This is a genomic window from Micromonospora sp. B006 (genome assembly GCF_003408515.1).
In the GTDB taxonomy this organism is placed as follows: Bacteria; Actinomycetota; Actinomycetes; order Mycobacteriales; family Micromonosporaceae; genus Micromonospora; species Micromonospora echinospora_A.
This window is the reverse complement of record NZ_CP030865.1, coordinates 4908685-4929966: the sequence shown is the minus strand read 5'-3', so window position 1 is coordinate 4929966 and position 21282 is coordinate 4908685. Positions and strand designations below refer to the sequence as shown.

Sequence of the window (21282 nt, the reverse complement as noted above, 5' to 3'; positions counted from 1 at the left end):
ATGGCTGACGAACCCCTGATCCTCGGCATCGAGACCTCCTGCGACGAGACCGGTGTGGGCATCGTGCGCGGGCACACGCTGCTCGCCGACGCGCTGGCCTCCAGCGTCGAGGAGCACGCCCGGTTCGGCGGCGTGGTGCCCGAGGTGGCCAGCCGCGCCCACCTGGAGGCGATCGTGCCGACCATGGACCGGGCGTTGCGCGAGGCGGGCGTCACCATCGCCGACATCGACGCGATCGCGGTGACCGCCGGGCCGGGGCTCGCGGGCGCGCTGCTCGTCGGGGTCGCCGCCGCCAAGGGGTACGCGGTGGCGGCGGAGAAACCGGTGTACGGGGTGAACCACCTCGCCGCGCACGTGGCGGTGGACACGCTCGAACACGGCCCGCTGCCCGAGCCCGCCATCGCGCTGCTGGTCTCCGGCGGCCACTCCTCGCTGCTGCGCGTCGACGACCTGGCCCGCGACGTCGTACCGCTCGGCGCCACCATCGACGACGCGGCCGGGGAGGCGTTCGACAAGGTGGCGCGGCTGCTCGGGCTGCCGTTCCCCGGCGGACCGTACATCGACCGCGAGGCGCGTGCCGGTGACCCGGCGGCGATCGCCTTCCCGCGCGGGCTGACCGCCGCGAAGGACCTGGCCGGGCACCGCTACGACTTCTCGTTCTCGGGCCTGAAGACGGCGGTGGCCCGCTGGGTGGAGGCGCGGCAGCGGGCCGGTGAGCCGGTCCCGGTCGCCGACGTGGCCGCGTCCTTCCAGGAGGCGGTCTGCGACGTGCTGGTCGGCAAGGCGATCGACGCCTGCCGCACCAGCGGCATCGACACGCTGGTGATCGGCGGCGGAGTGGCCGCCAACTCGCGGCTGCGGGCGATGGCCGAGCAGCGGGCCGGCAAGCACGGCATCCGGGTGCGTACGCCCCGGCCGAAGCTCTGCACGGACAACGGCGCGATGGTGGCCGCGCTCGGCTCGCACCTGGTCGCCGCGGGCGTCGCGCCGAGCCGGCTGGACCTGCCGGCCGACTCGGCGATGCCGCTGACAGTGGTCAGTGTGTGAGCGGGGAGGGAACCGACATGATCGTCCGGATGTGGGAGGCCAAGGCCGAGTCGTACGGCTTCGCCGACCTGATCACCTGGGTCTGCGAGACCGCGCTGCCCGAGTTCGAGCACGACCCGATGCACGTCTCCAGCGAGGTGTTCTCCTCCACCGACCACCGGCTGGTGGTCATCTCGAAGTGGCGGAACAACCCCCGGGAGCTGCCCGAGCCGCCGGCGCGCCTGATCGCCCGCCCGCCGCACAGCTGGGACTTCGCCCAGGTCGACCGCTGACGCGAGGGTCGTCACGACGGCCGGAATTGGTTGGCGTCCAGGTCGTCCCGGCACCTAGCGTCGGTGGGTCATGCGCTTCTCACCGGCCGGCGACCCCGGCACCCCCGACGCGCGGTCGGCCACCCGATACCTCGTGTGGCTCGCCGGGCGGCACCCCTTCATCTTCGGCGCCGGTCTCGCGCTCGGCGTGATCTGGATGCTGGCCCAGGCGCTGGTGCCGGCTGTGCTCGGCCGCGCCGTGGAAGCCGGCCTGGCGCAACGCGACCCGGACGCGCTGGTGCGCTGGAGTCTGGCCCTGCTCGGGCTGGGTCTGGTGCAGGCCGTCGCCGGGATCCTGCGTCACCGCTGCGCGGTGCACAACTGGCTCGGCGCCGCCTACCGCACCGTGCAGGTGACGGTGGACGCCACCAACCGGCTCGGCGCCGCGTTGCCCCGGCGCGTCGCGGCCGGCGAGGTGGTGAGCATCGGCACCGCCGACATCGAGCACATCGGCGGCGCCATCGACATCACCGCCCGGGGCGTCGGCTCGGTGGTCGGCATCGTCACAGTCGCGGTGATCCTGCTCAGCGCCTCCCAGCCGCTCGGCCTCGTGGTGGTGGTCGGGGTGCCGCTGCTGATGGCGCTCGTCGCGTTGCTGATCCGCCCGCTGCACCGGCAGCAGGCCGCGTACCGGGAGTCGACCGGCCGGCTCACCGCCCGGGCCGCTGACATCGTCTCCGGCCTGCGCGTGCTGCGCGGCGTCGGCGGCGAGCCGGTGCTGTCCGAGCGCTACCGGCAACGGTCGCAGGCGCTGCGCGCGGACGGGCTGCGGGTGGCCCGGGTCGAGTCGCTGCTGCAGGCCGCGCAGATCCTGCTGCCCGGTGTCTTCGTGGTGCTGGTGACCTGGCTGGGCGCCCGGTTCGCGCTGCGCGGCCAGATCAGCGCCGGTGAGCTGGTCTCGTTCTACGGCTACACCGCGTTCCTGGTCAGCCCGCTGCGCAACCTCACCGAGGCGGCCGACAAGCTGACCCGGGGACACGTCGCGGCTCGCCGGGTGGTCCGGCTGCTGCGCCTCACGCCGGAGTTCACCGACCCGGCCACCCCGGTGCCGGTGCCGGCCGGCCCGGGCGAACTGGCGGACGTGCGTTCCGGACTCGTCCTGCGACCGGGCCGGCTCACCGCGCTGGCCACCGCCACCCCGCAGGACGCCGTCGAGATCGCCGACCGGCTCGGCCGGTACGCCGACGGGGACGTCACGCTGCACGGCGTACCGCTGCGGGACGTGGCACTGGCGACGGTGCGGGAGCGGATCCTGGTGGCCGACAACGACGCGCAGCTGTTCAGCGGCGTGCTGCGCACGGAGCTGGACCCGCACGACCGGGCCGCGCCCGGCGCCGTGGAGGCGGCGCTGGCCGCGGCGAGCGCCACCGACATCGTCGAGGCGCTGCCCGGCGGCCTGGACGGCGAGGTCGCCGAACGCGGCCGGGAGTTCTCCGGCGGGCAGCGGCAACGGCTGCGGCTGGCCCGCGCGCTCGTCGCCGACCCGGAGACGTTGATCCTGGTCGAGCCGACCAGCGCGGTGGACGCGCACACCGAGGCGCGCATCGCCGAACGGCTCGGCCCGGCCCGCCACGGTCGCACCACGCTGGTCTGCACCACGAGCCCGCTGGTGCTCGGCCACGCCGACCACGTGGTCTTCGTGGAGGACGGCAAGGTCGTCGCCGAGGGCCGGCACGAGGAACTGCTCGCCGGCGAGCCGCGCTACGCCGCCACGGTGAGCCGGGAGGAGGAGCGATGAGCAACGCGCTGCCCGTCGCCGACGTCGCCCAGGTCCGCCGGTACGTGCGGGAGCTGATCCGCCGCCACCCGCGGGGCCTGGCCGTCGCGCTCGGCCTGCACGCGCTCGCCGCGGGCGCCGGGCTCGTCGCCCCGCGCCTGCTCGGTGACCTGGTGCAGGGCATCTCCCAGGGCATCGCCGCGACGACTGTGGACCGGGTCGTGGCGGCCATCGCCGCGTTCGTGGTGGTGCAGGCGGTGCTGGTCCGCTTCGCGCACCTGGCCTCGGCCCGGCTCGGTGAGCGGGTGCTCGCCGAGCTGCGGGAGGAGTTCGTCGACCGGGTGCTCGCGCTGCCGCTCGCCACAGTGGAGCGGGCCGGCACCGGCGACCTGCTCACACGCACCTCGCGGGACGTCGCCGCGCTGTCCCGTACCGTCCGGTTCGCCGGACCGGAGACGCTGATCTCGGCGCTGACCGTGCTGCTCATCCTCGGCGCGCTGGTGCTGACCGGCCCGCTGCTGGCGCTGCCCAGCCTGCTGTCGGTGCCGGTGCTGTGGGCCGGCACGCGCTGGTACCTGCGCCGCGCGCCGCAGGGCTACCTGCGGGAGAACGCCGCCTACTCGGACATCACCGATGGGATCAGCGAGACGGTCGACGGGGCGCGGACCACCGAGGCGCTGCGTCAGGCGGCCCGCCGCCGGGCTCGCGGGGACGCCGACATCCGCCGGTCGTACGCCGCCGAGCGCTACACGCTCCACCTGCGGACCGTGTTCTGGCCGGTGGCCGAGTTCGGCTACCTGGTGCCGATGGTGGCGACGCTGCTCATCGGCGGCTGGTTCCACCTGAAGGGCTGGGTAAGCCTCGGCCAGGTCACCGCCGCCACGCTCTACGCCCAGCAGCTCACCGACCCGATCGAGCGGCTGCTCGGCTGGCTGGACGAGTTCCAGGTCGGCGGCGCCTCGCTGGCCCGGCTGCTCGGGGTGGCCGCCGAGCCGGACGAGCGCGCCAGGGAATCCGCCACGCCGGACCAGCGCGCCGTCGCTCCGGGCGGCGAGGGCCGGCTCGCCGCGCACGACGTGCGGTACGCGTACCGCCCGGGACACGACGTGCTGCACGGCGTGACGCTGGAACCCCGGCCGGGGGAGCGGCTCGCGATGGTCGGCCCGTCCGGGGCGGGCAAGTCGACGCTGGGCCGGCTGCTGGCCGGCGTGCACGCGCCGAACGCCGGCACTGTGACAGTGGACGGCCGTCCGCTGGCCGGGATGCCCCTGGCCGAGCTGCGTACCCATGTCGCGCTCGTCAGTCAGGAGCACCACGTGTTCATCGGCACGCTCGCCGACAACGTGGCGATGGTGCGGCCGGACGCCGATCCGGCGCGGGTACGCGCCGCGCTCGCCGCCGTCGACGCGCTGGACTGGGCGCTGGCCCTGCCGGACGGGCTCGACACGCCGGTCGGCGCGGGCGGCCACCCGCTCACCCCGGCGCAGGCGCAGCAGCTCGCGCTGGCCCGGCTGGTGCTCGCCGACCCGCACACGCTGGTGCTGGACGAGGCCACGTCGCTGATCGACCCGCGGGCGGCCCGGGCCCTGGAGCGGTCGCTGGCGGCGGTGCTGGAGGGCCGTACCGTCATCGCCATCGCGCACCGGCTCTTCTCCGCGCACGACGCGGACCGCGTGGCGGTGGTCGCCGACGGGCGGATCACCGAGCTGGGTTCACACGACGAACTCGTAGCGGCTGGTGGCTCGTACGCCGCGCTGTGGCGGTCCTGGCACGGCTGAGAACGCGCGACGGGCCCCGGCGGACGTGCGCCGGGGCCCGCTCGACGGCCGCGGTCACGAGCGGCGGGTCAGCCGCCAGGTGGCGTACCCGCCGGTGCCGAGCGCGATCAGGAACACCGCCCACACCAGTCCGGTGCCGACCTGGAGCCCGCCGCTGCTACCCACGTTGGCCTGGGCCGCGGCGACGAGCGAGTCGCTCTGCGCGGGCGGCAGCGCGGCCGGTGGCAGCTGCTGCCAGCGCACCAGCCCGGTGCTCTCCAGCATGGTCATGTGGTCGTTGACGAACTTGTTGGCGTCCTCGGCCAGCTTGCGCACGATCGGGTCGCGGGTGCTGGCCCGGACCGCGCCGATCACCGGGAAGATCTTGCCGTGGGCGACCCGCAGCCGGGTGACGAAGATCTGGTCGAACCGGGCGCCGTTGGCGTTCCGCATCTCGGTCAGCCACCCCTGCTGCTCGGCCGTCGGATCCGTCGGCAGGGTGGCGCCGAGCTTGTTGGCCGCCTCGACCACCAGCTGGTCCAGCTCCGCGTGCTGCTTGGCGATCTCCGCGCCGACCTCGCGTACCCGGGCGGACTGGCCCTTCTCGGCCGCCATCTGCCCGGCCGGCATCTCCCACAGCCCGGCCAGCCGTACCCCGTTGAGCAGCGTCATGTCGGCGGCGTTCATCTGCACGCCGGGGTTGGGCGCGGCCTGCGCCGTCCCGGGAACGACGCCGATCCCCGCGCCCAGCGCGGCGAGCAGCAGTACCACCCGGTGCGCCAGCTTGCGGCGTGCGGATTCCAGCGATGCCATGGTTGCGGTGCCTCCTCGGTCCGGACCGGTACGCGGGGTGTCGTGGACGGCCGCCCGTCCGCACACTGGTACGGATCACCGGGCCGATCAGTTCAGCGGATCGGCGAGGAGTCGTTCGAACGCCAGCTCGGCGGCGCCGATCAGCGCCGCGTCGTCGCCCAGCTTCGGGGTACGCAGCCGCACGTGCTCCAGGCACGCGGGCAGCCCGTTGGAGTTGAGCCGGCTGCGCACCTGCGCCGCGGCGGCCAGGTAGAGGTCGCGCATGGTGCCGCCGAAGATGACCATCTCCGGGTTGAAGATGTTCACCAGGTTCGCGACGCCGAAGCCGAGCCAGTCGCCGGCCTGCCGTACCGCGGTCTGCGCGCGGGCGTCGCCGCGGTCGGCGGCGTCGAATACGGCGAGCAGCGCGTCCCGGCCGCGCGCCTCGGACCGGCCCGCCGCGCGCAGCAGCCCGTGTTCGCCGATCTCGGTCTCCCAGCAGCCGCGCCGGCCGCAGTCGCAGCGCACGCCGTCGCGGACCACCACCATGTGGCCGACCTCGCCGCCGTAGCCGCCGTGCCCGGTCAGCCGCCGGCCCCCGGCGATGATGCCCGCGCCCACACCGACGTCGCCGTAGATGTAGATGACGTTGTCGCAGCCGACGGCCGCACCCCGGGCGTGCTCGGCGTACGCGGCCACGTCGGCCACGTTCCCCACCGTGATCGGTACGTCTATCCCCAGCTCGACGGCGAGCGCCGCACCGATCGGCTGGTCCACCCAGCCGGTGGTCGGGCTGAGCCGGACCAGCCCGTCGTCGCGGCGGACCATGCCGCACACCGCCACCCCGGCGCCCACGCAGATCGCGTCCGGCGGCACCGACTGGTGCATCTCCTTGACCGCCCCGGCGAGCAGCGGGGCGGCCTCCCCGGCGACCAGGTTGCGTGGCCGCTCCATCTCCCGGCGGTCGAGCACCTCACCGCCGAGCCCGACCCGCGCGGCCCGCAGCCGGTCCACCTCGACGCTGTACGCGTACGCGTAGACCCGCTCCGACTCGGGCCGGACGACGAGTGACGGTCGTCCGGCCCGGCCGGTCTCCTTCGGCGTCCCCTCGCTGACCAGACCGGCGCCGGCCAGGTCCGCGGTCAGCGCGCCGATGGTGCTGCGGTTGAGCCCGAGCGCGGTGGTCAGCTCGGCGCGGGTGGTGGCCCCGTGAACGTGTACGTAGCGGAGCAATGCGCCCAGGTTCTGCCGACGGATCTCGTCCTGACTGGGGCCCGCGCGCATTGCCACTGCCATGTGTTTCCGTGCCCCTGCTCAGCGGTTGCCGGTGGCGGCGGCCCGCCGACGCGACAGCGCGTCGATGGTCGCCGCGGCGAGCAGCACCACGCCGGTGACCACGTACTTGACGCCCGAGCTGTATCCCATCAGTCCCATACCGTTGTCGATGACCGCGACCACCGCGCCCCCGAGCACGGCGTCGAGGACCCGGCCCTTGCCGCCGAAGAGGCTGGTGCCGCCGATCACCGCCGCGCCGACGGCGTAGAGCAGTACGTTACTGCCCCCGGTGTTGGGGTCGACCGAGTTGCCCCTGCTGGCGGCCACGATGCCACCGATGGCGGCCATCGAGGAGCAGATGACGAAGACGGAGATACGAATCCGGTCGACGTTGATGCCGGCCCGGCGGGCCGCCTCGGCGTTGCCGCCGACCGCGTAGATGTGCCGTCCGTAGCTGGTGCGCTGGAGCACGAACGTCCAGACGATCAGCAGCACCGCGATGATCGGCACCACGATCGGCACGCCCTTGAGCGAGGTGATCAGGACGTTGCGGCTGCGCTCCAGGTTGAGCACGTAGACCGCCACGCCGAGGATCACGGCCAGGCCGGCGATCCGCGCGCCGACCACCGTGAGCGGGTCGGTGAGCAGGCCACGGGCGGCCCGGTTGCGGTACCGGAGCAACTGCACTGCCGCGTACCCGGCGACGGCCACCGCGGCGAGCGCCCAGCCCAGCGCGGGGGAGAGGTTGCGGTTGGCGATCGCGACGAGCACGTCGTCGCGGATCGCGATGTTGGCGCCCTCGTCCATCAGCGTCAGCACGACACCCTGGAAGGCGAGGAACCCGGCGAGCGTCACCACGAAGGACGGGATGCCGACCTTGGCGACCAGCAGGCCCAGCACGGTGCCGATCACCAGACCGGTGACGACGGCGGCGAGCACCGCCACGTACCAGGGGTAGCCGAGCACTGTGACGACGTTGGCCAGGATCGCGGCACAGACGCCGCTGGCGAAGCCGGCGGAGAGGTCGATCTCGCCGAGCAGCAGGACGAAGACCAGGCCCATGGCGATGAGCGTGACCGCCGCGCCCTGGGTGAACAGGTTCGCCAGGTTGCCGGCGGTGAAGAACGACGGGCGGGCGATCGAGAAGCCCACCGCCAGCGCCACGAGCATCACCACCGCGGGGAGCGCGCCGATGTCGCCGCCGCGTACCCGGCGCCAGTAGTTGTTCACGTGGCTGTTCAGGGTCGGTGTCGGCGCGACGCCGGCCGGGCCTTCCTTCTTCACGACGATGGCGGTCATCGGATGGCTCCTGGGGTGGTGTCGGCGGGCGCGGCGCCGTTGCCGCCCGGCTCGCCGGTGAGGCCGAGGCTGCCGGATCGACCGGCGGTGATCAGCTCGACCACCTGCGAGTGGGTGATGTCGGTGGTCTTCACCTGGGCGACCATCTGGCCGAGGTAGAGCGCGGCGATCCGGTCGGAGACGGCGAAGACGTCGTTCATGTTGTGCGAGATGAGCACCACGGCGAGGCCGTTGTCGGCCAGCCGGCGCACCAGTTCCAGCACCTGGGCGGTCTGCGCGACGCCGAGCGCGGCGGTCGGCTCGTCCAGGATGACCAGCCGGCTGTTCCAGAGCACGGCCTTGGCGATGGCGACGGTCTGCCGCTGGCCGCCGGAGAGGCTGGCCACGTGCTGGCGCAGCGACTTCACGGTGCGCACGCTCAGACCGGCGAGCGTCTCGGCGGCCATCTGCTCCATGGTCGGCTCGTCGAGCACGATGCCGCTGCGCTTCTCCCGGCCGAGGAACATGTTCTGCACGATGTCGAGGTTGTCGCAGAGCGCGAGGTCCTGGTAGACGACCTCGATGCCGAGCGCGGCGGCGTCGCGCGGGCTGTTGATGCTCACCGGCCGGCCGTCGAAGAGGAACTCGCCGGCGTCGGTGGGGTGGATACCGCTGATGCACTTGACCAGGGTCGACTTGCCGGCGCCGTTGTCGCCGACGAGCGCGGTCACCTCGCCGGGGTGCGCGGTGAAGGCGACGTCACGCAGCACCTGGACGGGACCGAAGCTCTTGTCGATCCCGCGTAGCTCCAGCAGGGGGGTTGCGGACACGGGGTTCTCCTTTGGGCGGAGGGAGGTCTCGGATCCCGTCCGGCGCCGCCTGAGGCGGGTGGGTCAGCTCACGCCGGCGTCGGTGCAGAGCTTCGCGAAGGCACCGGTGCAGAGCTCTTCCTTGGTGACGTAGCCGTCGGCCACAACGTCCTTGACGTTGTCCTTGAAGATGGCCTTGGGCTCCAGCAGCACGGCCGGCACGTCCCGGTTGCCCTCCGGGTCCTTGACCGTCTGGCCGGTGTCCTTCCGCTCACCCTTGGCGAGGGCGATGGCCAGGTCGGCGGCGGCGTCCGCCTCCTTCTTGACCGCCTTGTAGACGGTCATGCACTGGTCACCGGCGAGGATGTTCTGCAGGCCCTCCTTGGTGGCGTCCTGACCGGTCACCGGGACCTTGCCGTTGAGCTTGTTCTTCTTCAGCACCGAGATGGCCGCGTTGCCGAGACCGTCGTTGGCGGCGAGCACGCCGTCGATCTTGCCGCCGGCCTTGGTCATCTGCTGCTCGAAGATCGTGGCGGCCTGCGCGTTGTCCCACGCCGGTACCGGGTCGTCGGCGACCTTGGTGTACTCCTTCGAGTCGAACTTCGGCTTGAGCACCGAGTCGTACCCGTTCTTGAACAGGGTGGCGTTGTTGTCCGTCGGCGAGCCGTTGAGGTACGAGATCGACGGGTTCTTGACGCCCTTGTCGGTCAGGCACTTGCTCAGGCCCTCGCCCTGGAGCTTGCCGACCGCCTCGTTGTCGAAGCTGACGTAGTACTGGGCGGAGCCGCCCAGGGTCAGCCGGTCGTAGTCGATGGTCGCCACGCCCTGCGACTTGGCCTTGTCGAGCACGGCCTTGCCGGTGCCGGAGTCCAGGTTGACGATCATCAGGACGTTGACGCCGCTGGTGATCATCTGGTCGGCGATGGTCTGGAACGCGGTCTTGTCGTTCTGCGCGTTCTGGATGTCGGACTCGACGCCCGCCGCGTCGAACGCCGCCTTGAGGTACTTGCGGTCCGCGCCCTCCCAGCGGGCGGAGGACTTGCTGTCCGGCAGGATCACGCCGATCTTCGGCTTCTTGGCGTTGGAGCCGCCGGCCTCGTCGGAAGAACCGCCGTTGTCACCACAGGCGGCCATGCTGCCGGTCGCGAGAAGACCGACGGCCGCGAAGGTGAGGAAGCCCTTGCGCATGTGCAGGGTCCTTTCGGAGGTGGGGGAGTGGTGATGTTTTGTTGTGTCCGGCAACGTATTCCTCACCTCCCATGGGCCGCAAGACTGCCGAGGTCAGAAGTTTGTTGGCGGCGGTAACAATTCAGCAACGCGGTTGTCACCCGCGAGACACCGCCGGGCGGGCGCGCTCCGGGAACGCTCCCACACGTACCGTCACGAGGCCCGTCAGGCGGCGGCGATCGATGCCGTGGCCGCCCCGGTGAGCGTCACCAGATCCGTCGGCGTGAGCTGCACCTGCAAGCCCCGGCGGCCCGCCGAGACGTACACCGTCGGGTGCGCCAGCGCCGAGGAGTCGACGACTGTCGGTAGCCGCTTGCGCTGGCCCAGCGGGCTGATCCCGCCCCGCACGTACCCGGTCGCCCGCTCGGCCACCGCCCGGTCCGCCATTGCCGCCCGCTTGCCGCCCACCGCGGCGGCGAGCGCCTTCAGGTCCAGCTCGCCGGTCACCGGCACCACCGCCACTGTCAACCCGCCGTCGACCTCGGTGACGAGCGACTTGAACACGCGGTCCGGCGCCACGCCCAGCGCCGCGGCGACCAGCGCGCCGTAGTTCGGCGCGTCCGGCGAGACGTCGTAGGTGTGGGTGCTGTGGGCGATCTTCCGCTTGCTCAGCAACGCGATCGCCGGAGTGCCAGGGCCCGCCACCGGATCAAGCTAGCCCGGTCGCCGGCCGGCCGCGAGCCGAAACCGCGGTCAGCCGCCGGCCGGGACCGGCCGGCAGACGAGCACCGTGGGGTCGCCCGCGACCCGGGTCAGCACCAGGTCGGCCGCCGCGTCACCGGAGAGTCGCAGGTCGCGACGCAGCTTCTCCGGCTCCAGCGCCGAGCCGCGCTTGCGGATCTCGACCCGGCCGACCCGGCGCTCCCGCAGCAGGGCGCGCAGCCGCTTCAGCGAGAACGGCAGCACGTCGGTGATCTCCAGGCAGCGGGCGAACGGGGTGGGCCGGGCCTCGTCGGCGTACAGGTAGGCGATCGACGGGTCGGCGAGCGTGGCGTCGAGGTCCGTGGCCAGCTCGGCGACCAGGTGCGCGCGCACCACGGCCGGGTCCGGGTCGTACAGGAACCGCCGGACCGGCCCCACCGGCGCCTCGGCCGCTCCGGTGCCGGTGAGGTGATAGGAAGGGACCCTTTTACTACCGGAGGCGTTAAGAAGGGGCCCTTCCTTCTCGCGCAGCAGTGTGGCGCGGCGGGGGACGCCGGCCAGCTCGCCGCACCACAGCGCCGCCTCCACCAGGTCGCCGTCCACGCTCACCCACTCCGCCTCGGCGCCGGCCGGGATCAGCGCGTGGTCCAGCCCCGGCGCCACCTTCACCACGGTGCGCGGCACCCGCGCGGCCAGGCCGGTGACGAAGTCCCACGGCGGTGAGTAGGCCCTCGGGTCGAAGACGCGCCGCCCGGTGCCGGCCCGCCGCCGCGCCGGATCGCAGAACGCGCCGTCGACCCGGCTCACGTCGAACGCCGTGGCGTCGCCGCACTCGACGGTCACCAGTTCCGCCAGCCCGGCGGCCCCGGCGTTCGCGGCGGCCATCGCGGCGGTGAGCGGGTCGGCCTCCACCGCGTACACCCGGATTCCGGCGCGGGCGGCGGCGAGCGCGTCGGCGCCCAGGCCGCAACCCAGGTCGGCCAGGGTGGTCACGCCCGCGGCGCGCAGCCGCGCGGCCCGCCGGTCGGCGACCACCCCCCGGGTGGCCTGCTCCAGCCCGGGCCGGGTGAGGAACATCCCGGCGGCGGCCGCGCCGAACTTGCCGACCGCGCGGCGGCGCAGCTCCGCCTGGGTCAGCGCGGCGGCGGCGAGGTCGCCCGGAATCCCGGCCGAGCGCAGCGCGGCGGCCGCCGCCAGCGGGTCGCCGCCGGCCACCCGAGCGGCCGCGGCGAGCGCGGCCGACCCCTCGGGGGTACGCAGCGCGGCGAGCTGGTCGAGATCCACGCGCCCATTGTCCCGGCCCGGTTCCGGCGCGACACGGAGGGCGACGCGTTGGCACTCTCCTTGACGGAGTGCTAGCCGAGGAATAACCTGCGATTAGCACTCTCACCCTGAGGGTGCCAACGCCCGGGCCCTGTGCCCGGGGGTTGAGCGCCAGGCGGACCGGCACCCGCGACGACGGCCCCGCCCGGTGGCATGTGGCAGATTGACGCTGGTCGGCACGCCGGCCGGCAACGACACCAAGTACCCGGGAGGGTATGCCCGTGACTACCGCGACCAAGGTTGCGATCAAGCCGCTCGAGGACCGCATCGTGGTCCAGGCGAACGAGGCCGAGACCACCACCGCCTCGGGCATCGTGATCCCCGACACCGCCAAGGAGAAGCCGCAGGAGGGCACCGTCCTCGCTGTCGGCCCGGGCCGGATCGACGACAAGGGCAACCGCGTGCCGATCGACGTGAAGGTCGGCGACACCGTCCTCTACTCGAAGTACGGCGGCACCGAGGTCAAGTACGCCGGCGAGGAGTACCTGGTGCTCTCCGCCCGCGACGTCCTCGCGGTCATCGAGAAGTAAGCAACCGATCAGTGTCGTTGCCCCGGTCCGGCTCGCCGGGCCGGGGCAACGTCGCTTCGAAGGGATACTGATGGCGAAGATCCTCAGCTTCTCGGACGATGCCCGGCACCTGCTGGAGCACGGTGTCAACGCCCTCGCGGACACGGTCAAGGTCACCCTCGGCCCGCGCGGGCGCAACGTCGTCCTGGACAAGAAGTTCGGTGTGCCCACGATCACCAACGACGGCGTGACCATCGCCAAGGAGATCGAGCTCACCAACCCGTACGAGAACCTCGGCGCGCAGCTGGTCAAGGAGGTGGCGACCAAGACCAACGACGTCGCCGGCGACGGGACCACCACCGCCACCGTGCTGGCCCAGGCCATGGTCCGCGAGGGCCTGCGCAACGTGGCCGCCGGCACCAACCCGACCGGCCTGAAGCGGGGCATCGACGCGGCGGCCGCCAAGGTCTCCGAGGCGCTGCTCGGCAAGGCCGTCGAGGTGGCCAGCAAGGAGTCGATCGCGCACGTCGCGACCGTCTCCGCGCAGGACGCCGCCATCGGTGAGCTGATCGCCGAGGCGATGGAGAAGGTCGGCCGCGACGGCGTCATCACCGTCGAGGAGGGCTCCGCGCTCGTCACCGAGCTGGAGGTGACCGAAGGGCTCCAGTTCGACAAGGGCTTCATCTCGCCGAACTTCGTCACCGACCTGGAGGCGCAGGAGGCGGTCCTGGAGGACCCGTACATCCTGATCACCACCCAGAAGATCTCGGCGATCGAGGAGCTGCTGCCGCTGCTGGAGAAGGTCCTCCAGGACAACAAGCCGCTGCTCATCGTCGCCGAGGACGTCGAGGGTCAGGCCCTTTCCACGCTCGTGGTCAACGCGCTGCGCAAGACCGTCAAGGTCTGCGCGGTCAAGGCCCCCGGCTTCGGCGACCGCCGCAAGGCGATGCTCCAGGACATGGCGATCCTGACCGGCGCCGAGCTGGTCGCCCCGGAGCTGGGCTACAAGCTCGACCAGGTCGGCCTGGAGGTGCTCGGCACCGCCCGCCGCGTCGTGGTCGACAAGGAGAACACCACGGTCGTCGACGGTGGCGGGCAGGCCTCCGAGGTCGCCGACCGGGTCGCCCAGATCCGCAAGGAGATCGAGGCCTCCGACTCGGAGTGGGACCGGGAGAAGCTGGCCGAGCGGCTGGCGAAGCTCTCCGGCGGCATCGCCGTGATCAAGGTCGGCGCGGCCACCGAGGTCGAGATGAAGGAGCGCAAGCACCGCATCGAGGACGCCATCGCCGCGACCAAGGCCGCGGTCGAGGAGGGTACGGTCCCGGGTGGCGGCGCCGCGCTGGCCCAGATCCTGCCGGCGCTCGACGACGACCTGGGCTTCACCGGTGACGAGAAGGTCGGCGTCTCGATCGTGCGCAAGGCGCTCGTCGAGCCGCTGCGCTGGATCGCCCAGAACGCCGGCCACGACGGCTACGTGGTGGTGCAGAAGGTCGTCGGCAAGGACTGGGGCCACGGCCTCGACGCCGCCACCGGCGAGTACGTCGACCTGGCCAAGTCCGGCATCATCGACCCGGTGAAGGTGACCCGCAACGCGGTCAGCAACGCCGCCTCGATCGCCGGCCTGCTGCTCACCACCGAGAGCCTCGTGGTGGAGAAGCCGGCCGAGCCGGAGTCGGCCGGCGCCGGTGGCCACGGCCACTCGCACGGTCACGGCCACCAGCACGGCCCGGGCTTCTGACCCGAGGAGTACGGCTCGACGTCAGGGCACACCGCCGACCCGGTGGTGTGCCCTGACGGCTTTCCCGGGCCGGGTCCCCTTACGGAACGCTGACGGAATTGGCAGCCGTCCCCGCGGGTCGACCAGACTGGATGCCGTGAGCACCCTCTCCCGCCGCCGCGCGGCGCTGGCCGGTGTCGTCGCCGCCGTGGTGGCGCTCGGCGCCGCCGAACCCGTTGCGGTCCTGACCGGCCCCCGGTCGGCTCCGCTCGTCGCCGTCGGCGGACTCGTCGTCGACCTGGTGCCCGAGCCGCTCAAGCAGTTCGCCATCAGCGTCTTCGGCACGTACGACAAGATCGCGCTGCTGATCGGGACGGCGCTGCTGCTGGCCGCCTTCGGGGCGCTGCTCGGCCTGGCGGCGGTCCGGCGGCTGGCGATCGGCCTGGCCGGCATCGCCGCGTTCGCCGCGCTCGGTGTCGCCGCCGCGCTGACCCGGGCCGGCGCTGACGCGTTCGACGCGCTGCCCTCCCTGGTCGGCGGCGGACTCGGCGCGCTGACGCTCTGGGCCTTCGTGGCCGGCCCGCTGAGCGCCGAACCGGCGCACCGGAAGCGACCGGGGCGCTACCGGTCTGACGCCGTGCGACGCGACCGGGCCGGGACCGGCCCGGCGGAGCGCGACGGGGCCGCTTCGGCGGACAGCGAGCCGCCGTCCGCGTCGCCCCCGCCGTCCGCCCCGCCGCCGGCGGTCGCCGCGCTGGCCCGGGAGGGGGAGACGCCGGGCGGCTGGGAGCCGGCCCGGCCCGACGACGCGGAGTCGCGACGACGGTTCCTGCGTGGCGCCGGGCTGCTCACCGGCGCGGCTGCGGTGGCCGGGCTGGGCGGGCACTGGCTGGCCGGCCGGCGCGGCGTGTCGACGGCCCGGGACGCGGTGACGCTGCACGCCCCGGCCGCGCCCGCCCCACCGCTGCCGGCCGGAGCCGACCTGTCGCTGTCCCGGCTCGCGCCGTACGTCACGCCGAACCGGGAGTTCTACCGGATCGACACCGCGCTGGTGGTGCCGCAGGTGGACCCGGTCACCTGGCGGCTGCGCATCCACGGGCGGGTCCGCAACCCGATCGAGCTGAGCTTCGACGACCTGCTCGCCCGTCCGATGGTCGAGCGTTACGTGACGCTCGCCTGCGTCTCCAACGAGGTGGGCGGCGACCTGATCGGCAACGCGCGCTGGCTAGGCGTACCGATCAGGGAACTGCTCGACGAGGCCGACCCGGAGGACGGCGCGGACCAGGTGGTCGGCCGGGCCGTCGACGGCTGGACCTGCGGCACGCCCACCTCGGTGCTGCGCGACGGGCGGGACGCGCTGCTCGCGGTCGGCATGAACGGCGAGCCGCTGCCGATCCGGCACGGCTTCCCGGTGCGGATGGTGGTGCCCGGCCTCTACGGGTACGTCTCGGCCTGCAAGTGGCTCACCGAGCTGGAGCTGACCAGCTTCGCCGACTTCGACGCGTACTGGGTGCCGCGCGGCTGGTCCGCGCAGGGGCCGATCAAGACGCAGTCCCGGATCGACACGCCCCGGCCTCGCAGCCGTCCCGCCGCGGGTCCGGTGACTGTCGCAGGTGTGGCGTGGGCGCAGCACCGCGGCATCCGGCGCGTCGAGGTACGTGTCGACGGCGGCCCGTGGCAGGAGGCGACGCTGGCCCCGGCGGTGTCGGCGGACACCTGGGTGCAGTGGTCCTGGCGGTGGGACGCCACGCCGGGCGAGCACACGCTGCAGGTGCGGGCGACGGACACGACCGGCGAGACCCAGACGGAACAGCGGGCCCCGGTCGCCCCCGACGGCGCAACGGGATGGCACACAGTGCGAGTCACGATCACCTGACCACCGCCCAGGCTTGATCAACACCAGTTCCCCGAAATGGTGGCATCAGAGGCTCCACGATATGACCACTTCGCCGAGCCGGTGTTGATCAAGCGGGGGCGGGACGGGCCCGACGCGACGACGCCGCGCCCCGGAATCGGGGCGCGGCGTCGGAAATCAGTGGACCGGGTCAGGCGACCTTGCGCTGGTCCGGCACGGCGGTGTTGTGCGGACGGCCGAGGCGGGCCTCCAGCCGGGCGATGTCCACCCGGGTCTGCCGGCGGTCGGCCAGGTCCTCCCAGCCGAGCGCGAGCAGCCGCAGCCGCTCGGACTCGCTGAACCCGCCCCAGACGCCGTACGGCTCGCGGACGGAGAGCGCGTGCGCGGCGCACTCGGCGCGTACCGGGCAGGCGCGGCAGACGGACTTGGCGCCCATCTCACGGCGCATCCGGGAGGAGCCGCGCTCGCCGTCCGGGTGGAAGAACTGCGCGCTGTCGCGGCCACGGCAGGCCCCGAGCCGCTGCCAGTCCCAGAGCTCGTCGATCGGTCCAGGCAGCCTACGTACGTTCGACATCAGCACCCCTCCTCCCGCGCGGCACCGCGGAGAATGTTCGTGGCCAGCTACCGGGCGGCGGTCCGCGCGGGATGCCGGTTCCGGATGAACCCCTCGGTACCCGAGCCGTCCCCGCCTCACACATCTGTGATCGAAAACCTCGGACAGTCAGCGGCATATGCCCCATCTGTCGGAAAAGTTCGGATGATTGCCCGGAACCCCCTCCCGAGCCCACCTCCGCATGGTCTGCTCTGAGTCGGAGAGGAGCCCACTGTGCGTAGTGTTCTTGTGTGCGTTCGGACACCATTGGCGGCCCAGCATCTGACCTCCGCCGCGGCGCGGCTCGGGCTGTCCGGCGTCGTCCGGACGGCAGTCTCCGATCCGGAGGTGATGTTGCGGCTCGCCGAGCGTCCGGTGGACGTGGTGCTCGCCGACACCGCCCTGACCCGGCCGGACAGCGCCGGTTTCGTGCGCCGGGTGCTGGCCCGCGCGCCGCAGGCGGCGGTGCTGCTGCTCGGCGCTGAGGAGTCGGAGTCGGCGGCGGCCACCATCAGCGCCGGCGCTCGCGGGCTGATCCAGAACGCCGACCACGACCTGACCAGCGCTGTGGCCAAGGCGCTGCTGCTGCTCTCCGCCCCCGGGCGGAGCAACCGGCACCGGGTGGCGGACACCGCCCGGGACGCGGCCGCTGTCGGCGGACCGGCCCGGTCGGCGGGGCGTACCCAGGGTGGACCCGGCTGGCCGGCGGCGGCGCCGGTGGATGCCGCGGGCCTGCCCACGGTGGTGCCTGTGCAACGGGGTGAGGACGCGGAGGACCCGGCGGCGGCGGACGCGGCGGAGGCGCCCCGGCCGGGTGCCGCCCAGCGCGCGGCGCGGACGCCGCGCGGCGCGGTCGGGCTGACCGAGCGGGAGCTTCAGGTGCTGCTCGGCATGGCCGAGGGCAAGAGCAACGCGGAGATCGGGCGGGAGCTGTTCGTCTCCGAGGACACGGTCAAGACGCACGCCCGGCGGTTGTTCCGCAAGCTCGGCGCGCGGGACCGGGCGCACGCCGTGGCGGCCGGGTTCCGGGCCGGCCTGGTGGCCTGACGAACCGGCTGTCGGCGCTCAGCTCTCGCTGGACTCGTCGGTGCCCTCGGTGAGCGTGTCGTGCACGCCGTCCGCGTAGCCCCGGGCGTAGTCCCAGCTCACGTAATGGTCCGGGTCCGGGTCGTAGGCCGGCTCGTGCACCCGGGGACGCCCCGAGTTGAGCAGGTGGCGCAGGTTGCCGCGCAGCAGGTCCCAGTCGAAGTAGTGCGGCTCGCGGCAGTCCTCGCACTCGATCACCAGGCCGCGCACCCCGATCGGCTGGAGCAGCGCCTGGTAGATCTCCAGGTCGGCGAGATCCTCCAGCACGTCCTGGCGCTCGACGTCGGTCAGCGGGTCGAGCGCGTCGTCGTCGCCGGGATCGTGCAGACCGGCAGCCGGATCGGCGGGATCGCCGTTGAACGGGTCGATGGGCTCGTCGTGCACCCTCTCACCGTAGACCCCGGGCCGCCGGAAAGCCCGCCCCAGCCCGCGCTGTGGCCCGGCCTACCCCCGGGCCCGCCGCTGCCCGGACGCGAACCGGCCAGTGGGTACGATGAGGCGACGCGCCGTCACCAGGCGCCCGCCGGTGCCCGCGCGCGCCGCCTCGCTGCAGCCCGATCGACCAGCTCAGGGGAGCAATCGTGGAGAATTCGCCCAGCACCGAGATCCCGGCCGGCACCGACGGTGGGGAGTTGGGTGGCCATCTGCCCGAGCTGCCGGCCGGTTCGGCCCGGGTGGTACCGCTCGGGTTGACCTTCGACGACGTGCTCCTGCAGCCGGGCGAGTCGGACGTCGTACCCAGCCGCGTCAACACCCGCACCCGCCTCACCCGCAACATCGAGCTGACCGTGCCGCTGCTGTCCAGCGCGATGGACACGGTCACCGAGGCGCGGATGGCGATCGCCATGGCCCGCCAGGGCGGCATCGGCGTGCTGCACCGCAACCTCTCGGTGGAGGACCAGGCGCTCCAGGTCGACCTGGTCAAGCGCTCCGAATCCGGCATGATCACCAACCCGGTGACCGCCAGCCCGGACGACACGCTGCGCGAGGTCGACGCGCTCTGCGGTCGCTACCGGATCTCCGGCGTGCCGGTCGTGGACGGGCAGGGCCAGTTGGTCGGCATCGTCACCAACCGCGACATGCGCTTCGTCTCCGACCCGGCCACGCCGGTGCGCGAGATCATGACCCGCACGCCGCTGATCACCGCCCCGGTCGGCGTGAGCAAGGACGACGCGCTCGGCCTGCTGCGCCAGCACAAGATCGAGAAGCTGCCGATCGTGGACGCGGGCGGCAAGCTGCGCGGCCTGATCACGGTGAAGGACTTCACCAAGAGCGAGCAGTACCCGAACGCCACCAAGGACGACGCGGGCCGGCTCCGGGTCGCCGCCGCGGTGGGCGTGGGTGAGGACGGCTACAAGCGGGCCCGCGCGCTCGTCGACGCCGGTGTGGACGTGGTCATCGTGGACACCGCGCACGGCCACCAGCGCGCCGTGCTGGAGATGGTCGCCCGGCTCAAGCGGGACGTGACCATCGACATCGTGGGCGGCAACATCGCCACGTACGCGGGCGCGAAGGCGCTTGTCGAGGCCGGCGCGGACGGCGTGAAGGTGGGCGTCGGCCCGGGCGCCATCTGCACCACCCGGATCGTGGCCGGAGTCGGCGTACCGCAGATCACCGCGATCATGGAGGCGGCCCGCGCCGCCCGCCCGGCCGGCGTGCCGGTGATCGGCGACGGCGGCATCCAATACTCGGGCGACATCGCCAAGGCGCTCGTCGCGGGCGCCGACACGGTGATGCTCGGCAGCCTGCTGGCCGGCTGCGAGGAGAGCCCCGGCGAGCTGATCTTCATCAACGGCAAGCAGTACAAGGCGTACCGGGGGATGGGCTCGCTCGGCGCGATGCAGTCGCGCGGCCAGGGCAAGTCCTACTCCAAGGACCGCTACTTCCAGCAGGACGTGCTCGCCGAGGACAAGCTTGTCCCGGAGGGCGTCGAGGGCCAGGTGCCCTACCGGGGGCCGCTGTCCGCGGTCGCCCACCAGCTCATCGGCGGCCTGCGCGCCGCGATGGGGTACGTGGGCGCGGAGAGCATCCCGGAGCTGCACCGGCGTGGCCAGCTCATCCGGATCACCGCGGCCGGGCTCAAGGAGAGCCACCCGCACGACATCCAGATGACCGTCGAGGCGCCCAACTACCACTCCCGCTGACCCACCACCCCCAACCACCTGGAGTCCCCCATGCGTGACGTGGTCGAGATCGGGCTGGGCAAGACCGCGCAGCGCGGCTACCACCTGGACGACATCGCCATCGTGCCGAGCCGCCGCACCCGGGACGTCGACGACGTCTCCACCGCGTGGCAGCTCGACGCGTACCAGTTCGGCATCCCCTGCGTCGGCCACCCCTCGGACGCGACCATGAGCCCCGCCTCGGCGGTCCGGCTGGGCCAGCTCGGCGGCCTCGGGGTGCTCAACGTCGAGGGCCTCTGGACCCGGTACGAGAACCCGGCCAAGGTGCTGGAGGAGCTTGCCGGTCTCGGCGAGGACGCGCGGGCGACCAAGCGCCTCCAGGAGGTCTACGCCGAGCCGATCCGGCCCGACCTGATCGCCGAGCGGGTACGCGAGCTGCGCGAGGGCGGCGGCACGGTGGCGGTGCGGGTCTCCCCGCAGCACACCCTGGCGCTGGCCCCGGTGATCCTCGACGCGGGTGTGGACATCCTGGTCATCCAGGGCACGCTCGTCTCGGCCGAGCACGTCTCCACCACCGACGAGCCGCTGAACCTCAAGGAGTTCATCGCCGACCTGGACCTGCCGGTCGTCGTCGGCGGCTGCACCGACTACAAGACCGCGCTGCACCTGATGCGTACCGGCGCGGCCGGCGTGATCGTGGGCATCGGCGGCGACGACTGGTCGACCACCGAGTCGGTGCTCGGCATCCGGGTGCCGATGGCCACCGCCATCGCCGACGCCGCCGCGGCCCGCCGCGACTACCTGGACGAGACCGGCGGCCGGTACGTGCACCTGATCGCCGACGGCGACATGCAGACCTCCGGCGACATCGCCAAGGCGCTCGGCTGCGGCGCGGACGCGGTGATGCTGGGCGAGCCGCTCTCGCTCTGCGCGGAGGCGCCGGCCGGTGGCGCCTGGTGGCACTCCGCGGCCAGCCACCCGTCGCTGCCCCGGGGCGCGTTCGAGGTGGCCGGCGAGCCGCTCGGCTCGATGGAGAAGCTGCTGTTCGGCCCGGCCGACGAGCCGGACGGCCAGCTCAACCTCTTCGGCGGCCTGCGCCGCGCGATGGCCAAGTGCGGCTACCGCGACCTGAAGGAGTTCCAGAAGGTCGGGCTGGTCCTCGACCGCTGAGCACCACTGAGTACCGCTGAGCACCGCATGACGACGCGGGCGCGGCCCGGAC

General features: G+C 73.0%; 19 protein-coding genes. 10 read left to right on the top strand and 9 right to left on the bottom strand.

Features of this window, described 5'->3' with window-relative positions; all coding sequences use genetic code 11:
- The 4 genes from tsaD to MicB006_RS22070 all read left to right on the top strand — a co-directional run bounded on the left by tsaD (position 1) and on the right by MicB006_RS22070 (position 4853).
- Positions 1-1047: a tRNA (adenosine(37)-N6)-threonylcarbamoyltransferase complex transferase subunit TsaD gene (tsaD, locus tag MicB006_RS22085; RefSeq protein WP_073828895.1), complete on the top strand. Its 1047-nt coding sequence runs from the start codon at positions 1-3 to the stop codon at positions 1045-1047.
- A 17-nt stretch (positions 1048-1064) separates the two neighbouring features.
- Positions 1065-1319 (top strand): hypothetical protein, encoded by a 255-nt coding sequence (locus MicB006_RS22080; RefSeq protein ID WP_030501549.1) that lies wholly within the window; start codon positions 1065-1067, stop codon positions 1317-1319.
- 70 nt (positions 1320-1389) lie between these two features.
- Positions 1390-3096 (top strand): ABC transporter ATP-binding protein, encoded by a 1707-nt coding sequence (locus MicB006_RS22075; RefSeq protein WP_116508632.1) that lies wholly within the window; start codon positions 1390-1392, stop codon positions 3094-3096.
- On the top strand, positions 3093-4853 hold the full coding sequence (locus MicB006_RS22070; protein WP_116508630.1) for an ABC transporter ATP-binding protein: 1761 nt from the start codon (positions 3093-3095) through the stop codon (positions 4851-4853). Before MicB006_RS22075 ends, MicB006_RS22070 begins: the two co-directional genes overlap by 4 nt.
- 54 nt (positions 4854-4907) lie before the next feature.
- Here the strand turns inward: MicB006_RS22070 and MicB006_RS22065 are convergent, their stop codons facing one another.
- From MicB006_RS22065 to MicB006_RS22035, 7 genes are all read right to left on the bottom strand, one after another.
- Positions 4908-5645 carry a DUF4142 domain-containing protein gene (locus tag MicB006_RS22065; protein ID WP_116508628.1) on the bottom strand — a complete coding sequence of 246 codons (738 nt, stop codon included), beginning with the start codon at positions 5643-5645 and terminating at the stop codon, positions 4908-4910.
- Between the two features lie 87 nt (positions 5646-5732).
- Positions 5733-6908, bottom strand: a complete 1176-nt coding sequence (locus tag MicB006_RS22060; RefSeq protein WP_116508626.1) for an ROK family protein — start codon at positions 6906-6908, stop codon at positions 5733-5735.
- Positions 6909-6938: 30 nt separating this feature from the next.
- On the bottom strand, positions 6939-8198 hold the full coding sequence (locus MicB006_RS22055) for a sugar ABC transporter permease (RefSeq protein WP_043328321.1): 1260 nt from the start codon (positions 8196-8198) through the stop codon (positions 6939-6941).
- Positions 8195-9007: an ATP-binding cassette domain-containing protein gene (locus MicB006_RS22050; protein WP_116508624.1), complete on the bottom strand. Its 813-nt coding sequence runs from the start codon at positions 9005-9007 to the stop codon at positions 8195-8197. The genes MicB006_RS22055 and MicB006_RS22050 overlap by 4 nt, the downstream gene beginning before the upstream one ends.
- Positions 9008-9070: 63 nt before the next feature.
- The gene (locus MicB006_RS22045) at positions 9071-10174 is read right to left on the bottom strand and encodes a sugar ABC transporter substrate-binding protein (RefSeq protein ID WP_073828889.1); all 1104 of its coding nucleotides are present in this window, start codon (positions 10172-10174) and stop codon (positions 9071-9073) included.
- 204 nt (positions 10175-10378) lie between these two features.
- Entirely contained in the window at positions 10379-10858 is a 480-nt protein-coding gene (ybaK, locus tag MicB006_RS22040) for a Cys-tRNA(Pro) deacylase (protein ID WP_116508622.1), read from the bottom strand.
- Between the two features lie 48 nt (positions 10859-10906).
- Positions 10907-12139, bottom strand: coding sequence for a methyltransferase domain-containing protein (locus MicB006_RS22035; RefSeq protein ID WP_116508620.1), 1233 nt, complete (start codon positions 12137-12139; stop codon positions 10907-10909).
- A gap of 254 nt (positions 12140-12393) precedes the next feature.
- Here MicB006_RS22035 and groES point away from each other — a divergent pair, with 254 nt between their 5' ends.
- The 3 genes from groES (at position 12394) to MicB006_RS22020 (ending at position 16280) form a co-directional block, all read left to right on the top strand.
- Positions 12394-12708: a co-chaperone GroES gene (groES, locus tag MicB006_RS22030; RefSeq protein WP_018222648.1), complete on the top strand. Its 315-nt coding sequence runs from the start codon at positions 12394-12396 to the stop codon at positions 12706-12708.
- A gap of 70 nt (positions 12709-12778) precedes the next feature.
- On the top strand, positions 12779-14425 hold the full coding sequence (groL, locus tag MicB006_RS22025; RefSeq protein WP_116508618.1) for a chaperonin GroEL: 1647 nt from the start codon (positions 12779-12781) through the stop codon (positions 14423-14425).
- Positions 14426-14561: 136 nt separating this feature from the next.
- Positions 14562-16280 carry a sulfite oxidase gene (locus MicB006_RS22020; RefSeq protein ID WP_116508616.1) on the top strand — a complete coding sequence of 573 codons (1719 nt, stop codon included), beginning with the start codon at positions 14562-14564 and terminating at the stop codon, positions 16278-16280.
- Between the two features lie 169 nt (positions 16281-16449).
- Here the strand turns inward: MicB006_RS22020 and MicB006_RS22015 are convergent, their stop codons facing one another.
- Entirely contained in the window at positions 16450-16833 is a 384-nt protein-coding gene (locus MicB006_RS22015) for a WhiB family transcriptional regulator (protein WP_073829337.1), read from the bottom strand.
- 252 nt (positions 16834-17085) lie between these two features.
- Between MicB006_RS22015 and MicB006_RS22010 the strand changes: the two genes are divergently transcribed.
- On the top strand, positions 17086-17898 hold the full coding sequence (locus MicB006_RS22010; RefSeq protein WP_116508614.1) for a response regulator transcription factor: 813 nt from the start codon (positions 17086-17088) through the stop codon (positions 17896-17898).
- A gap of 18 nt (positions 17899-17916) precedes the next feature.
- Here the strand turns inward: MicB006_RS22010 and MicB006_RS22005 are convergent, their stop codons facing one another.
- Positions 17917-18321: a DUF5319 domain-containing protein gene (locus MicB006_RS22005; RefSeq protein WP_073828883.1), complete on the bottom strand. Its 405-nt coding sequence runs from the start codon at positions 18319-18321 to the stop codon at positions 17917-17919.
- 197 nt (positions 18322-18518) lie between these two features.
- On the opposite strand from MicB006_RS22005, the gene guaB reads away from it, so the two are divergent.
- Entirely contained in the window at positions 18519-20081 is a 1563-nt protein-coding gene (gene guaB, locus MicB006_RS22000; RefSeq protein WP_073828882.1) for an IMP dehydrogenase, read from the top strand.
- Positions 20082-20111: 30 nt separating this feature from the next.
- The gene (locus MicB006_RS21995) at positions 20112-21230 is read left to right on the top strand and encodes a GuaB3 family IMP dehydrogenase-related protein (RefSeq protein ID WP_073828881.1); all 1119 of its coding nucleotides are present in this window, start codon (positions 20112-20114) and stop codon (positions 21228-21230) included.
- Positions 21231-21282 lie beyond the last annotated feature (52 nt).

What these genes read in the sequence shown, in the direction of transcription:
- MicB006_RS22015 (WP_073829337.1), bottom strand. Translation starts at nt 16,833, where the DNA reads ATGTCGAACGTACGTAGGCTGCCTGGACCGATCGACGAGCTCTGGGAC.
- MicB006_RS22070 (WP_116508630.1), top strand. Translation starts at nt 3,093, where the DNA reads ATGAGCAACGCGCTGCCCGTCGCCGACGTCGCCCAGGTCCGCCGGTAC.
- groL (WP_116508618.1), top strand. Translation starts at nt 12,779, where the DNA reads ATGGCGAAGATCCTCAGCTTCTCGGACGATGCCCGGCACCTGCTGGAG.
- MicB006_RS22065 (WP_116508628.1), bottom strand. Translation starts at nt 5,645, where the DNA reads ATGGCATCGCTGGAATCCGCACGCCGCAAGCTGGCGCACCGGGTGGTA.
- MicB006_RS22055 (WP_043328321.1), bottom strand. Translation starts at nt 8,198, where the DNA reads ATGACCGCCATCGTCGTGAAGAAGGAAGGCCCGGCCGGCGTCGCGCCG.
- MicB006_RS22060 (WP_116508626.1), bottom strand. Translation starts at nt 6,908, where the DNA reads ATGCGCGCGGGCCCCAGTCAGGACGAGATCCGTCGGCAGAACCTGGGC.
- MicB006_RS22045 (WP_073828889.1), bottom strand. Translation starts at nt 10,174, where the DNA reads ATGCGCAAGGGCTTCCTCACCTTCGCGGCCGTCGGTCTTCTCGCGACC.
- MicB006_RS22075 (WP_116508632.1), top strand. Translation starts at nt 1,390, where the DNA reads ATGCGCTTCTCACCGGCCGGCGACCCCGGCACCCCCGACGCGCGGTCG.
- groES (WP_018222648.1), top strand. Translation starts at nt 12,394, where the DNA reads ATGCCCGTGACTACCGCGACCAAGGTTGCGATCAAGCCGCTCGAGGAC.
- MicB006_RS22080 (WP_030501549.1), top strand. Translation starts at nt 1,065, where the DNA reads ATGATCGTCCGGATGTGGGAGGCCAAGGCCGAGTCGTACGGCTTCGCC.
- MicB006_RS21995 (WP_073828881.1), top strand. Translation starts at nt 20,112, where the DNA reads ATGCGTGACGTGGTCGAGATCGGGCTGGGCAAGACCGCGCAGCGCGGC.
- tsaD (WP_073828895.1), top strand. Translation starts at nt 1, where the DNA reads ATGGCTGACGAACCCCTGATCCTCGGCATCGAGACCTCCTGCGACGAG.